The sequence below is a fragment of the Bradyrhizobium sp. BR 1432 genome (assembly GCF_051547705.1).
Classification (GTDB): domain Bacteria; phylum Pseudomonadota; class Alphaproteobacteria; order Rhizobiales; family Xanthobacteraceae; genus Bradyrhizobium; species Bradyrhizobium zhanjiangense.
Genome location: NZ_JBPUGF010000004.1, coordinates 107,018 through 120,920, shown reverse-complemented (window position 1 = coordinate 120,920; position 13,903 = coordinate 107,018). Strand labels below are relative to the sequence as shown.

12 protein-coding genes are annotated in these 13,903 nt (G+C 62.6%); 2 read left to right on the top strand and 10 right to left on the bottom strand.

The window, feature by feature from the left end; translation table 11 throughout:
• Positions 1–8 precede the first annotated feature (8 nt).
• From hpaD to ACSKB8_RS41575, 4 genes are all read right to left on the bottom strand, one after another.
• The gene (gene hpaD / locus ACSKB8_RS41590) at positions 9–989 is read right to left on the bottom strand and encodes a 3,4-dihydroxyphenylacetate 2,3-dioxygenase (RefSeq protein ID WP_438111099.1); all 981 of its coding nucleotides are present in this window, start codon (positions 987–989) and stop codon (positions 9–11) included.
• 30 nt (positions 990–1,019) lie between these two features.
• The gene (gene hpaE, locus ACSKB8_RS41585) at positions 1,020–2,537 is read right to left on the bottom strand and encodes a 5-carboxymethyl-2-hydroxymuconate semialdehyde dehydrogenase (protein WP_438111097.1); all 1,518 of its coding nucleotides are present in this window, start codon (positions 2,535–2,537) and stop codon (positions 1,020–1,022) included.
• A gap of 374 nt (positions 2,538–2,911) precedes the next feature.
• Positions 2,912–3,640, bottom strand: a complete 729-nt coding sequence (locus ACSKB8_RS41580) for a sulfite exporter TauE/SafE family protein (protein WP_438111095.1) — start codon at positions 3,638–3,640, stop codon at positions 2,912–2,914.
• Between the two features lie 36 nt (positions 3,641–3,676).
• Positions 3,677–3,865: a hypothetical protein gene (locus tag ACSKB8_RS41575; protein WP_370988071.1), complete on the bottom strand. Its 189-nt coding sequence runs from the start codon at positions 3,863–3,865 to the stop codon at positions 3,677–3,679.
• 422 nt (positions 3,866–4,287) lie between these two features.
• On the opposite strand from ACSKB8_RS41575, the gene ACSKB8_RS41570 reads away from it, so the two are divergent.
• Positions 4,288–7,422, top strand: coding sequence for an ATP-binding protein (locus ACSKB8_RS41570; protein WP_438111093.1), 3,135 nt, complete (start codon positions 4,288–4,290; stop codon positions 7,420–7,422).
• A 29-nt stretch (positions 7,423–7,451) separates the two neighbouring features.
• Here ACSKB8_RS41570 and ACSKB8_RS41565 read toward each other — a convergent pair whose 3' ends face one another.
• From ACSKB8_RS41565 to ACSKB8_RS41540, 6 genes are all read right to left on the bottom strand, one after another.
• Positions 7,452–8,246, bottom strand: a complete 795-nt coding sequence (locus ACSKB8_RS41565) for an adenylate/guanylate cyclase domain-containing protein (RefSeq protein WP_370988069.1) — start codon at positions 8,244–8,246, stop codon at positions 7,452–7,454.
• A 112-nt stretch (positions 8,247–8,358) separates the two neighbouring features.
• Positions 8,359–8,571 carry a hypothetical protein gene (locus ACSKB8_RS41560; RefSeq protein ID WP_438111091.1) on the bottom strand — a complete coding sequence of 71 codons (213 nt, stop codon included), beginning with the start codon at positions 8,569–8,571 and terminating at the stop codon, positions 8,359–8,361.
• A 1-nt stretch (position 8,572) separates the two neighbouring features.
• A complete protein-coding gene (locus ACSKB8_RS41555; protein ID WP_438111089.1) occupies positions 8,573–8,797 on the bottom strand; it encodes a hypothetical protein in 225 nt (74 codons plus the stop codon).
• Positions 8,798–9,148: 351 nt separating this feature from the next.
• Positions 9,149–10,342, bottom strand: a complete 1,194-nt coding sequence (locus ACSKB8_RS41550) for an adenylate/guanylate cyclase domain-containing protein (RefSeq protein ID WP_370988067.1) — start codon at positions 10,340–10,342, stop codon at positions 9,149–9,151.
• 115 nt (positions 10,343–10,457) lie between these two features.
• Entirely contained in the window at positions 10,458–11,042 is a 585-nt protein-coding gene (locus tag ACSKB8_RS41545; RefSeq protein WP_438111087.1) for a HutD/Ves family protein, read from the bottom strand.
• 129 nt (positions 11,043–11,171) lie between these two features.
• Positions 11,172–13,268: an adenylate/guanylate cyclase domain-containing protein gene (locus ACSKB8_RS41540; RefSeq protein WP_438111085.1), complete on the bottom strand. Its 2,097-nt coding sequence runs from the start codon at positions 13,266–13,268 to the stop codon at positions 11,172–11,174.
• A gap of 312 nt (positions 13,269–13,580) precedes the next feature.
• On the opposite strand from ACSKB8_RS41540, the gene ACSKB8_RS41535 reads away from it, so the two are divergent.
• Complete coding sequence (locus tag ACSKB8_RS41535) at positions 13,581–13,886, top strand: BufA1 family periplasmic bufferin-type metallophore (RefSeq protein ID WP_370988064.1); 306 nt, start codon at positions 13,581–13,583, stop codon at positions 13,884–13,886.
• Positions 13,887–13,903: the final 17 nt, after the last annotated feature.

The window sequence follows — 13,903 nt, the reverse complement described above, 5'->3', positions numbered from 1 at the left end:
AATGCCGGTCACGGGGCGATGATCGGCTGGGCGGCCAGATCGGCGTCGCGCGGTTCAGCTCCGGCAAAGAGGCTGCCATGCTCGAACCAGGATTTCGGCGCGGGCGCCCCCCAAAGCGTCTGACGTTGCGGATCCTTCAGGTCCCATTTGATCGGCTCGAGATCGGGATCGACCGTCTGGTAATCCGAACAATAGATCTCGATCCGATGACCGTCCGGATCAAGGATATAGAGGAAGAAGGCATTCGAGATGCCATGGCGGCCGGGACCGCGCTCGATGTTGGACACCCATCCGGTGGTGGCCATGAGGTCGAGCAGATCGATGATGTTGAGCGGGGTCGGCACCCAGAATGCGGTGTGGTGCAGGCGCGGGCCGCGGCCATTGGTGAAGGCCAGATCGTGAACGCCGCCCTTGCGGTAAGTCCAGGCAGCCCACAGCCGCCCAGTCTCCTCATCCGCCGTGTACTCCGTCACGCGAAAGCCGATCTCGTTGTAGAAGGCGACGGATTCATCGACGTTCGGCGAGAAGCAATTGAAATGGTCGATGCGGAGCGGCTTCACGCCCTTGTACAGCGCGTATTTCTGATGAATCGGCGGCAGCCGGTCCATCTTGGAATAGAACTCGAGGGGAATGCCGTGGGGATCGCGGGTGCGGAACGTGCGGGATTGATAGGGACGCTCGACCCACTCAACCGGCAGATCCCTGCTGCTGAAGAAGCTGGCGGCCTTGTCGAGATCTTCCTCGCTGAACACCTTGAAGCCGAGGTCACGGGCTTCGATCTTCTCGGACTTCCGCAGCACGATGCAGTGATGGCCGCGCTCTTCCATCGCGCGAAGATAGATCGCATCGGAGCTCTCGTCCGTCACCTGCAAACCAAGCATGTCGACATAGAAGGCCCGTGACCTCGCAAGATCGCTCACGCCGAGTTCGACATGACTGAGACGCACGATGTTGAATGGTGGATAAAGGTTGGGCTTGGGCAATGCCATGATTTCCTCCGTTGGTCTGCTGCGGACCGCTTAGCCGCCCAATTTTTGGATGTTGTGCGCGGTGGTGGCAAACGCGACGTTCTTTGTCTCCATATAGAAATCGAACGACCAATCTCCTCCGTCGCGTCCGATGCCCGAGCTCTTCACACCGCCAAAGGGCGTCGGCAGATGACGAACATTCTCCGAGTTGACCCAGATCATGCCGGCTTGCAGCCGGTCGGTGAAACGGAAGGCACGGGTGACGTCGGCAGTCCAGAGATATCCGGTGAGGCCATACTGAACGTCGTTGGCGAGTGCGAGGGCATCGGCCTCATCCCTAAACGGGATCGCCGTCAGCACCGGCCCGAAGATCTCTTCCTGCGCGATGCGCATTTGGTTGTTGGCGCCGGTAAAGAGTGTCGGCGCAACGTAGCAACCGCCGCCGGGACCGTCGATCTTGCGGCCGCCGGTCGCAATCTTGGCGCCCTCCGTTCTACCAATCTCGACGTAGTCGAGCACCTTCTTCTCGTGAACCGGATGGATCAACGGACCGATGACGGTCTCGGGATCGAGCGGATGCCCCACTTTGATCCGGCTGGCCTTCTCTGCAACCATCGCCGTGAATTTATCATAGATGCTCGCCTCGACGAGAAGACGCGAGGACGAGGTGCAGCGTTCGCCGTTGAGAGAGTAGATCATGAACACCGCCGCGTCCGCGGCGCGTTCGAGGTCGGCATCCGCGAATACGATCACCGGATTCTTGCCGCCCAGTTCGAAATGAACACGCTTCAGCGTATCGGCGCCCTGTTTCATGATTATCGATCCGGTGCGGCTTTCGCCAACGAAGCCGATCGCCTTGATGAGCGGGTGCTCGGTCAGCGCCTTGCCCGCGTCCTCGCCAAGACCGTTGACGAGATTCCAGACGCCCTTGGGCAGCCCGGCCTCCTCCGCGATCTCGATCAGCAGGCGTGCAGTCAACGGCGAGAATTCGGCGGGCTTGTGAACGATGGTGCAGCCCGCCGCGAGCGCCGGCGCGATCTTCCACGTCGACAGCATGAAGGGCGTATTCCAGGGCGTGATGATGCCCACCGGACCGATCGGCACGCGGGTGGTCATGTTCACCTGACCGGCGGTGCGAAGTGACTTGCCGTCGCGCGCCTCGGGCGCGCGGTCGGCGAAGAAGCGGAAATTCTCCGCCCCCCGCAGCGCGGCCTTGGCCATGAACTTCAACGACTGTCCCGTATCCATGCATTCGACGAACGCAATTTCTTCAGCGCGGGCGACGATAGCGTCAGCGACCTTGTGCAACAGCTCCTTTCGCGCATCGCCGGATGTTTCGGCCCATTGCGGAAAGGCCGCCTGCGCCGCCCTCGCGGCGCGATCGATGTCCGCGGCCTTGCCATGCGATACCTTGGCGAGCGGCTTCAGGTCGACCGGAGAGATCGTTTCAAAAGTTACATTGTCCGCAGCCGGGATGTCTTCACCGCCGATGCGGTTGAGCACGCCCGTCTCTCTGAAGCGGGCAAGGTGCCGCTCGGCCTTGGCGATATTTTCCTGCAGCTTGGACATGACGGTTCACTCCCTTTTGCAGCGCCGCACGCGGGCAGCGACCCTCCACCTGTTTTCGCGATTCCAGAGATGAATGGCATCGCCCTTCCGATGGCCTCAATCCCGGGTACCGGTGGATATACTTAACATGTTAAGTATTTCGTCAACTGTCAAGCGTTTTCGCACCTCCACTTCAGGGCGAAATGCCCCGACCGGTTTGACACAGGGTACGAGACACGAGCCCATGCCGGGAATATTCTCCTCGGCCAAGCCATGGTCGAATCCATGGTTCCATAGATCGCATTGAAGAAATCGACGGCGCCGGCTTCCTTTAGGGATCAGCGCGTGCGCGTGCTCCAACGGCTGCCGTTGTAACTGGACGCGCGGCGTCGGAACTAAAATATCAGCAACAGTCCCGAAACCAGCAAGATGCTGAGAATAATCCGCCGGAACAGCGCGTCATTGACGCAGCGAAAGACATAAATACCGAGCGCCGTTCCTGCGAGGAGCGCCGGGATGCTGACTGCGAAGTCAACCAGGACCTTTGCCGACAGATCTCTTCGGATCAGCATAAGAACAAGGGCGAATATCTGCATGGCGGCGATGAAGGGTTGAACCATTCCGCGCTGCTCGGTTTTTGGCACCCCGTGGATGTCACACCATATGGTCGGTATTGCACCCGGCATTGCCGTCAACCCGCCGATAAAGCCTCCGCCGAAGCCGATTAATGCATTGCGTCCTGCATTCATCTGCAAGCGATGAGAAAGCACCGGCCGGAATAACGTATAGGCCGCATAGCAGGCGACCGCGAGACCAAAGCTCTCCCTGAAGATCCGCGCGTCAGCGGCTTGCAGCAACCACACGGCGATCGGAACGCCAAGCAATCCGCCAACGACGAGAACCGAGCTCTGTTTCCAGCGGATGCTTTTTCTCAAGGCCCAAAGACCCGTGGCCTGCACGGTGATGCTGCAGGCCATCATCAGCGGGACCGCCTCCAGTGGCGGGAGAACGTGAAGGAGAATCGCGCCGGCCACCGCCGAAAAGGCAAAGCCCGCGAGGCCCGAGACGAACGCGCCGCAAAACACTGCGATACTGAGCAGGCAAAACGACGCAATGTCGCCCATGAGCTAATCTTTCATCCTGGAGTGGCGACCTTGCGATTAGTCCTCCGACGATAGTCCGGGCGGCTCGGGCGCGGCTCCGGCATCGCTCTGGCCGGTCGACGTCAACATCGTGGCTGCAAGGATGTGCAAAATGACAAAGCAGATGGCGATCGTTGCAAGCAGCGCATTCTCGCTCAACGCCGAAATCAGAAGCTTGCGTTCGAACGACTCGTCACTGACCGACATTGTCACCTCCGCCAATATCTGACCGAGAGGCAAACTGGTGCCACGTATTGTCGATCAGACGATGATACTGTCGAAGGGTGCGCCCTGCCTGCAGCCGTCGCGAGTGATGGAGCGTTTGAAGGAGGCGCCCAAACCGGTCTTCTTTTCGAGAAGAACCTGTGGAGGCGACAAACGAATTCGCTGAAAATGGCGCGTCGCTTTTGGTTGAAGCTCTGCTGTTGAATAATGGTACGGAGGGTGCCGCGATCGACTGACACATCTTGTGAAGCAACGCCCCATAGAACACGCGAGTGAGACGCGGCGCCCTTTCTTCCAAGCGCATGACACGAACACCTTGTCTGAGTGGCTGGATACGGCTGGAAGTATCGAACGGGACACCGCGCCGCGCTTTAAGACGAGCTTAATTTGTCCTTATCGTTTCCTTGATTTTGCAGGGTGTGCTTGATTTCGACCCCGTGTACCGGTTGAATATCCGCCTCGCGCGCACCTCCGAAGGCATTCTTTTGCTGTATCTATTTGACGAATTTGTTCTCGACACCGACCAGCGGGAATTGCGCCGCGACGGACGTGCGATTCCGTTGCAGCCTCAGGTTTTTGACCTCCTCGAATATCTGATCCGCCACCGTGCCCGGGTGGTAACCAAGGACGATCTGATCAGTGCAATTTGGGGCGGGCGCATCATCTCGGAGTCAGCGCTCACCACCCGCATCAACGCCGCTCGTACGGGAATAGGCGATTCCGGCGAAGCGCAACGGCTGATCAAGACTTTACCGCGCAAAGGCGTCCGCTTTATCGGCGCGGTGCGCGAAGCACCCAGGGAGGCCGAGAGCGCAGTCGCACCTCTGAAGCTCGAAACCTCCGCCCTGGTGGTCGGCCGGACAGCCCCCCTCGGGATTATCGACCAGATGGCCCGGCACGTATTGTCCGGCAAACGGCAGATGGCTTTTGTCACGGGAGAAGCCGGAATAGGCAAGACGGCATTCATCGCCAAAGCCATCGAGCGGCTGACGGAACAGGGCTTCGATCTGCTTTATGGGCGCTGTACCGAACGGTTCGGAACAGATGAGGTGTTTCTGCCGCTCATCGATGCCCTGGTGAACAGGTATCGAACGAACGGTCCCGAGCTGATTTCGGCTGTTCGCACCCACGCGCCCACCTGGCTGCTGCAATTGCCAGGCGCGATCGACGCATCGGAACGCGCGGCTTTTCAGAATGAAGTGTTCGGCGCGACGCGTGAGCGGATGCTGCGCGAGTTTTGCGATCTCCTCGAAGCGCTGAGCGCCGGCCGCCCCTGGGTGATTGTTCTCGAAGACCTGCATTGGAGCGACTTCGCGACACTCGACGTGCTGTCTCGTTTCGCGCGCGGAAACGGCAGGGCACGCGTGCTGGTCCTCTGCTCTTATCGGCCGGCCGACAGCGCCATCGGTGGGCATCCGATCCGCCGCCTGCACCAGGATCTCCAGATTCATGGGTGCTGCAGCGAATTGCACCTCGATCGATTGTCGCCCCAGGAGGTCGGGCACTATCTCGCATTGCGCTTCCATGACGCCGAATTGGCCTCGGCCCTGTCAAAGCCGGTATTCGAGCGAACGTTGGGGCACCCGCTGTTCGTTGCGTCACTGCTCAAGCATCTGATCGACCAGGAATGGATCGTCGAGGTGGACGGCAGATGGCGCCTGTCTTCACAAGACGCGTTTGCTCGAGACGGCATTCCAGACAGCCTCTTGAAGATGATCGGCCATGAACTCGAACGCCTTACTGACAACGAACGGCGCCTGCTCGATGTCGCCAGCGTTGCCGGCGAAGAATTTTCTGCAGCTGTCGTTGCAGCCGGCCTATCCGATGATGCCATCGACGTTGAACGCGACATCGAAGCGTTGATCCGGAAGGATCATATCCTGGTTCGTTCAGGTGTTTCCGAATGGCCCGATGGAACTTATTCGGGCACTTACGCCTTCCGTCACATTCTCTATCAGAACGTCATTTATCAGAATTTGCCGCCCGGACATCGCGCGCAGACACACAAGCGCTTGGGCAAAAGGCTGGAGGAGGCCTATGCGGGCCGCACCGGTGAAATAGCGCCAGAGCTTGCCCTTCATTTCGAGCAGGGTCGCGACTTCCCGAGCGCGTTGCGCTATCTCGGAGAAGCGGCACAGAACTCGATGAAGCGTCTTGGCCATGCCGAGGCCGCCAGCTATCTCACCCGCGCGCTCGGCATACTCGATCGCTTCGATGCTGCCGACAAACTCTCAACCCGCATCGCGCTTCTGCGGCAACGAAGCCTGGCTCTCCGTTCGGGTGGCGACCTCGTCGGCTCGATCCGCGATCTCCAGGATGTGATTGCGTGCGCCGAACAGGTCGGCGAAATCAAGCAGCAGCTCAACGGTCTCATGGCCGTGAGCTCTTTATGGCTGCGGGTCGATCGCCACGCCTGTCTCGAGGCAGCCGATGATGTATTGTCACGGAGCCAGGCGCTTGCGGACGACACATTCAAGGCCCTGGCCCAGGGCAGCAGCGCCAGCATCAACCTGTTCCTCAACGGCTGGAGGGATCAGGACGCCACGCTCTGCGACAGGGCGATCGAGTTGAGCGCCAGCGCGACCAACTATGGCATCCTCATCCGGCGTCATGGAATATCGGGGATCGTTGATTGTTGGAGATCGCGGTACCAGCAATGCCGCCGCGCCGGCACGGAGGGAAAGCGGCTGGCGCGCATGGTTGGCGACGTTTACACGTTCGTCCTGTTCAATGTCCTCGAGTCGATCGCGCTCATTCATCTCGGCGAGTGGCGCGAATTACAGCGCGAAATCACGGCCGGCCTCGAACTGGCGGTCAGGAACGCGAACGATCCCAGCAGCGCATTGTGCCGGCTGACGCTTGCGTGGTTGCATGTCGAAGCGATGGATTTCGAGGGAGCCCGGGAGCTCTGCGAAAGCGTCGACGACAGTCTTCTGGTGGGCGATCAGTCCACATATTTCCACAAGCGGGCCGTCCTTGCGAAGGCGTTTGTCGGCCTGAATGATCCGTTGGGAGCTCGCAAGCAATTCGATGATATTGAGCGCCGCAGGCGTGAAGAAGGCATCGACATCGAGTTTACCGCCGCAACGCAGGTGTATCATTGTCTCGGCGAATATTGCCTGCTGATCGGCGACTTTACCCAGGCTCGCAGATGGGCACGCCAGCTGCACGACTATGTCGCATCGGCGCCCGATCTCAATCACCTGGCCAAGGCCCACGAGCTGCTCGCGCGCATCGCATTTGGCCTGGGCGATTCGGGGGACGCTCTACCGCACCTCTCCCGCGCGCTGGAGATCGTTGACGACGCCGATTTCCCGATTGCTTCGTGGCGGGTGTACGGCACCGCCGCCGAGATCTTCGCGAGGTACGGAGACGTCGACAGGGCGGCGACTTATCGCTTGCGATTTGTCGAGACCGTCCGAAGGCTCGCGCGAAATTTCGAACCCGAGGATCGGCTGCACAAGAGCTTGCTCGCTGGGTTAGCAACGCGAACAGCGCAACTGGAAGCGATGACCTCGCTGCCTCTGCGACCCTCTTAGCCGACGGCCGTGCCGACGCGTTTGAGAACTCACCCCTCCACCCGCCACAGCCTCCACCGCTCCGGCACGCCTTTCAGCTGATGCACGCCGTGATCCCTGAACCGGATCTCGGGCTGCGAAACCAGCTCCTTCACCGCGCTCGACACCAAAACCTCCCCCGCCCGCGCCTTCGCGGCGACGCGGGTGCCGATGTGGAAGGCGAGACCGACCATTTCGCCGCCGCTGATCGTGTATTCGCCGGCGTGCAGGCCCACCCTGATCTCGAGGCCGAGCGTGCGCACGGCCCTCTGGATCGCGGTCGCGCAACTGATGCCGGCAGCGGGCTTCTTGAACGTTGCCAGCACGCCGTCGCCGGTGGTCACGACTTCCTTGCCGCGCGAGCTCTTCAGCTCCTTGCGGACGGCAGCGTAATAATGGCCCATCACCTTGGTCCAGCGCACATCGCCGAGCTTGGCAGCCTTCGCGGTGGAGCCGACGATATCGACGATCAGGATGGTGGCGAGCGCCTGCTTGAGCTCGGTGCCGCGCTCGGCGGATCGGCGCCGCAGCGCGATCGGTCCGGTCAGCGGCTCGTAGCGATGGTTACGACGCCGCGCGATCGCCGCCGTTGCGTAATCAATGGCACGTTGCGCCGTGCCACAACGAACGGTTTTCTGCTGCGGCGATCGCGACCAGTAGACTTTGCGCCCGTCGCCGGCGCCCTGCACCTCGACGGCGCCCCACTTCAGGAAGACTGCCGAGCCGACGCGCCTGACACACCACGCCTTCGACGTGTATCCGGAAACGTTGGACTGATGGACTCCGATGCGAAGGAATTTTGGCATGAACGAGCGGCCAAAGACCGTTTGGGCGGACCTTCGGCAAAACGTAGCCCTACAATCCAACGTTGGCAACAAGACTCCCGCCACTCCGCCCTCCGGGATCTAAGCCCGCTTCCTAAGCTCCCCTGCCGCCGCCCTGCTTGCCGATCGTGCAGCGCCATGCGGCCAGACGTTCGGCCGGATGCTGCGCCATCCATTCGGCGAGCTGCGGCGCGCCCATCAGGCAGGACTGCATCGTCACGTCGGCGAAGTTCGAGGTCGTGACGATCTGTTCACGACAGTCCGTCGGAGACGAGAGGCTACAGAGCACGGCAATGATCCTGATCATTTCACGTCAGCTCCTTCGACCAGTCGTATTCGGCTCTGGCGGCCGAGCGCTCCAACGCCCTGGCCGCATCGACGCTCGAAGCTTTTTCGGCGCGCCGCTGATAGTCCTCAGCCAGCATCTTCAACCGCGCCGCAACCACCTCGTCCGTCATGCTCCGCGCCGCACGCAGCAGGCTCTGCGCCGTTTCGATATATTGCTTGCCTCGTCGTGACATCTGAAGCGTCATAGCGCCCTCGCGCGGTTCCGATGAAGCGGGCGGCATTCGTCGTCTGGGCCGCCAACGAAACCAGCCTACGGGTCTTGCGCGGGAATCTCTTTCAACAAGGCGCTCTCGATTGCCCATCCGCACGACGAGCGGCCCCGCGCATGAGGGCGGCCAAACGTCCCGTTTGCGCAACCGATGCGCCAGGCCAGAACGCGCCAGATCGCGGGGTCCGAATTTTCGTTCGATCTCGGAAACGCAACGACCAGGCAGGCGCGATCACGACCACGGCCGTTGCGGGCGCGACCATTCAGGCCCGCCCCCGAAACGACATGGAGATCTATGACGACGACGTCGCCGGTCTTCCGCGCGCCGTTACCCCTGATACGCAAACAGTTCGATGGGATCGCTGAAGCCGCGCACCTCGTGTTGGCCGACGTGCTCCAGCTCGAACTCCCGCTCCACCAACTCGGCGAAGGCGCGCGACAGCAGCACCGTTCGTCCCAGCTGCTTGGTCAGCGCCTCCAAGCGAGAGGCCATGTTGACGGCGGGGCCGATGACGGTGAAGTCGAGCCGGCTGGTCGAGCCGATATTGCCGTACATGACGTCGCCGACATGGACGCCGATGCCGTAATTCAGCGGCGCGCGGCCGGTCCCGTTGTTGCGCTCGTTCAGCGCGGCCATGGCCTTGCGGGCTTCGGTCACGGCATGCAGCAGGTTGGCGCAGGCATCGGGCTGACTGAGCGGGAAGATGGCGAGCAGGCCGTCGCCGATGAATTTGAGGATCTCGCCGCCATGCCGCGCGATCGGCTCGGACATCGCATCGAAATAGTCGTTGAGCAGATCGATGACGTCGTCGCGCGGCCAGTTGTCGGAGATTTTCGTGAAATCCCTGAGATCGCAGATCATGATCGCGGCGCGGACCGTCGTGCCGGTGCCGCGCCTGGTGGCACCGGCCAGGATCAGTTCGCCGGCATGGGAGCCGACATAGGTCTCGAGCAGCGTGCGCGCCAGCCGGTTCTTGACGCGGATCTCGCTGACCAGCGCTAGCACCGGCAGCAGCTTCTTCAGGCCCGCGATGTGCGCATCGTCGAACCCGCCGGGACGATCGGTGGCGAAGGTGACGAGATGGCGCTTCCCGAGTGTGTGGTAGAGCGGCCAGGCCACATAGTCGGTCAGGCCTCGTGCCCGCATCTCGTCATAGAGGGCGTGCTTGCGGCCGAGCGAGGAATCCTGCTCGAGCCGCTCGCGCACCTCGGCGGCGCCGTCATGGATTTCGTTGGCGGCGCTGCCGATATATTCGGACCGCTCGCGCACGTCATAGTCGACCAATGCAATCTCGGCCTCCCGCATCCCGTCGGACCACATCATCCGGGCCCCCAGCCATTGCGGGTGGTGGATCAGGATGTGAAGCGTCGACCGCTTGAGCGGGATGCCCGCCTGCTGGAGGCGGATGCACATCTGTGCGAAGATATTGTCGACGAAGCGCTCATCGCGCGTGCCGTTGGTCAGCCAGTCGACGACGCTGTCGGCTTGCGTAGGGGCGTTGTTGTCTGTCGGCGCGTTCATATCCTGCCCCTTTGAGCGGCGGTCTGCATCGAGCAGATATCGTGCTCCGACGCGGCGGCGTCAACCTGGCCAGTTGCCCGGTTTGTGCGCAGCGGCTCGGCGGGTCAGTCGCCGTCTAGCCGACGATCCGGATCGATCCCAGCACCGCCAGACCCGATGCAAGCGCGAGGCGCGATGGCACGGTGACTTCGATCTTCAGCGTGCCGCCGCCAGGAATGGCAAAATGCGCGTCGCCAAGACGGATACTGCAATCGCCCCGAACCGCGTAAACCAGATGCGTGCCGGGAAACGACGATCGATCGCCGGGCTCCCTGAGCGCTTCGAGCTCGATCTCCGCCGCACCCCGCCGCGCCATCAGGTTCACGACCTCGACGGGACCCGCCTCGAGCTCGGTGACGATCGCGAGCTCGCCAGAAAAACGCACGGTGGTGAACGGCTCGCGCTCGTCGAATTCCTGCGTGGGCGACTTCAGCACCAGCCCGCGCCCGCCTACGACCATCTGGAGCCGGTCGATGCCGGGCATATGGGAGAACGGACCCGGCGCCACGATCGGTGTGCTGGCAAAGCGCCAGAGCAGGCTATCCCAGTCCTTCACGGGCGCGCCAGCGCGATGGGCACCCGCGATATCGGTGAAAATGCCGCCGCCATTCTTCCAGGGCGAGCGGGTGTAGTGTTCGGGTTTGAGCAGCGTTGTTTTCATGTCCGCATCATGCCCGTGATGGATCGACTTTGCCAACCGGTTTGGCAAATGACGCGCGCCGATTCCGCGCGCCTGCCATCAGACCTTCGCGTCGGAGTCCGCCGGTCGGCTCGTTGACCAGCGCTTTTTCTACTTCGTCGTCAACGCTGCGACCGGACGCCAGGAGTCATCGGGTGCAGCGGCGGACAATTTCCGACAGCGCTCGCGCATCAGCTCGGCTGGACCATCGCGGCCGCGCTCAGACAGCACGGCTTCGAAATCGGCGAGCGCGGCAGTAAACCGGCGTGCGCGGTAATGGGCAAGGCCCCGCGCGTAGTGACCGACCCAGGCGGGGGGTTCGTTGCCGACGCCATCCTCCCCGACGAGCCCGATCAGCTCGTAGACCGAAAATCCCTCCTCGCGTCCGTACACGGCAATGCTGTCGATCTCGCGCCTGATTATGGCGCCGCGGGCCAGACGTTCGGTTGCCTCGCCGATCAGGATTTGCGTGCCATAGGATTTGTTGGCGCCCTCGAGACGGCTGGCAACGTTCACGGCGTCGCCGATCACGGTGTAGTTCAGGCGCAGCTCCGAACCGATATTGCCGACCAGCATCCGGCCGGAATTGATGCCGATCCGGATCTGGAGCGGCTGGCCGAGATCGTCGGCAAGGCCAGAGGCGTCGATTGCTCTCCGACAGCCGAGTGCCGCGCGGCAGCATCGCAAGGCGTGGTCGGACTGCGGCTGCGGCGCGCCCCAGAATGCCATCACGGCATCGCCGATGAACTTGTCGATGGTGCCGCCATTGGCAACGATGACCTCGGAGGCGAGGTCGAGATAGCGCGACAACAGCGGCACCACGCGGTCGCCGAGCCGCTCCGACAATCCGGTGAAACCGGCGATATCGATGAACATCACGCTGAGCACCTGAATGCTGCCGCCGGGTTTGGCCTCGACGCCCTGACGCAGGAGCGAACGGACGAGATCGGCCGGAATGAACTTGCGGAACGCGGAGAGGCCGGCTGCCATTTCGGCGATCGCGCCCGAGAGGCTCGCGATTTCCTTGAGACGCGACGGATGGCGGCGGACCTGCTCAAGCGCGAAAGCCTCGACGTGGCGGAGCTCGCCCACGACACGCGACAGCGGAGCGGCAATGACGGAGCGAGCCAACATTGCCGATGCCAGCGCCGCGAGCACGGCGCCGATTGCGAGGCCGAGGATCAGCCGCCGCAGCGTCGCCTCGACCGGCCCGAGAAACTCGGCCTCCGGGATCACCGTGGCGAGCGACCAGCCGTGAAAAGGCAGCGGCGCGAGCGCGACTTCATAGGTGGCGCCAGCGAAATTCAGCCGGCTGCGCGAGCCCTGCTTGCGGCCCTCGTCACCTGCCGTCGCAAGCGCCAGCCGCGCCAATGGGAGCAGCTTGGTATCGCCCTTGGCGGCATGCAGCTCGTCGGCATCCTTGTCCGGTGCGGCGACCAGCTCACCGCTATCATCGATGATGAAGGCCGTTCCCGTCCGCCCGACCTCGAGCTGCGACAGGAAGCGCGCGAGCCGCGTATATTCAATCATGATCGCGAGCACGCCCTGCCGCTCCTGATAGACGTCGATCGGACCTGCGAAGGCAATCGACGGCCGCGCGCCGGTCGGATGGTCCATCACCCTGAACCATTGCGGCTCCTCGGCGGCGAGCCCGGCCTTGAACCAGGCGCGGTCGGCGACGCGAAACTCGGTCGGCTCGAAACGGCGATTGGCGAACTCGATATCGCCGGGCACGACGTCATACTCGTCGACGCGCCGCTGGCCCGCATGGTCGGTCAGCGATATCTCCATCATCTCCAGACGGCGATCGCCGAGCTTGTGCGCGGCGAAGAAGGAACCATCCGGCCAGCCGAAGGCGACCCAGGAGATCGTCGCCTGCGACTGCAACTGCGAGAGGAACACGAATTCGCGCTTGTCGGCCTCGCGGGTGTCGAGCACGTTCTGGAGGAACAGGGTGCGGATTGCCGTGTGCGCGGCGCGCGCCTCGTCGACGATAGCCGAGACCTCCTTGCGGACTGCCGCGACGATCTGTTCGTTGATAGTCGAGGCAAGCTGCCGGCTAGTCGCCTCCGCCGTTCGCCACCACAACAGGCTCGACAGCGCCGCGGTCAGCAGGATCGCGGCCAGGACCAGGGCCGAGACGGCCAGGCGAATGCTGACCGTCAGCCTGGCGATCGCGCGAAGCTGCCGTCCGGGATCGACGTTCATGGTTGTTTCCGCCTTCGGCCGGGCACGGCTCCTATCATCGCTCTACGCGAGCTTCCGCCGTTCGTTACCTCTGGCAGGCCCAATCGATCGCAGCCAATGCTCTCCCGCTAATGTCTCGATAGCGCCAAGGCATTGGATTTGAACGGCCGCATGCCCGCTAATCCTGACCCAGGCGCACCTGTGGTGCGCCTGGTCCAAACGGTCTCACGGATTCGTGAGCAGCTTCGCGGTAACGCGGGCTGCGCGCGGAGCGAAGCAGACCATGCGCCTTCGCCTGCCCGGGCGATGCTATCTCGAACAGGAGAAACTCCGATGTCTGCCAAGCATGTCGTCACGTCGATCGTTCTCGCCGGCGCGGTATCAACCGCCCTCGCCACCCTTGCCGCCGCCGGCCCGCTGACCAAGGCGGAGGGCGATGCGGCCATCGCCGCCAAGAAGGAAAAATGCTTCGGCGTCGCGCTGAAGGGCCAGAACGATTGCGCGGCCGGGCCGGGCACGACTTGCCAGGGCACCTCGACCGTCGACTTCCAGGGCAACGCCTGGAAGTTCGTGCAGGGCGGCACCTGCGCCAGCATCGAGCTGCCGAACGGCAAGAAGGGTTCGCTCAAGCCGGTCTAACGCGCTGCGTCGCGCCC

Bases quoted from the DNA above. Each gene is read 5' to 3' on its own strand.
- hpaE (WP_438111097.1), bottom strand. From the start codon at position 2,537: ATGTCCAAGCTGCAGGAAAATATCGCCAAGGCCGAGCGGCACCTTGCC.
- ACSKB8_RS41565 (WP_370988069.1), bottom strand. From the start codon at position 8,246: ATGCCAAAATTCCTTCGCATCGGAGTCCATCAGTCCAACGTTTCCGGA.
- ACSKB8_RS41580 (WP_438111095.1), bottom strand. From the start codon at position 3,640: ATGGGCGACATTGCGTCGTTTTGCCTGCTCAGTATCGCAGTGTTTTGC.
- hpaD (WP_438111099.1), bottom strand. From the start codon at position 989: ATGGCATTGCCCAAGCCCAACCTTTATCCACCATTCAACATCGTGCGT.
- ACSKB8_RS41540 (WP_438111085.1), bottom strand. From the start codon at position 13,268: ATGAACGTCGATCCCGGACGGCAGCTTCGCGCGATCGCCAGGCTGACG.
- ACSKB8_RS41535 (WP_370988064.1), top strand. From the start codon at position 13,581: ATGTCTGCCAAGCATGTCGTCACGTCGATCGTTCTCGCCGGCGCGGTA.
- ACSKB8_RS41560 (WP_438111091.1), bottom strand. From the start codon at position 8,571: ATGATCAGGATCATTGCCGTGCTCTGTAGCCTCTCGTCTCCGACGGAC.
- ACSKB8_RS41555 (WP_438111089.1), bottom strand. From the start codon at position 8,797: ATGACGCTTCAGATGTCACGACGAGGCAAGCAATATATCGAAACGGCG.
- ACSKB8_RS41545 (WP_438111087.1), bottom strand. From the start codon at position 11,042: ATGAAAACAACGCTGCTCAAACCCGAACACTACACCCGCTCGCCCTGG.
- ACSKB8_RS41575 (WP_370988071.1), bottom strand. From the start codon at position 3,865: ATGTCGGTCAGTGACGAGTCGTTCGAACGCAAGCTTCTGATTTCGGCG.
- ACSKB8_RS41550 (WP_370988067.1), bottom strand. From the start codon at position 10,342: ATGAACGCGCCGACAGACAACAACGCCCCTACGCAAGCCGACAGCGTC.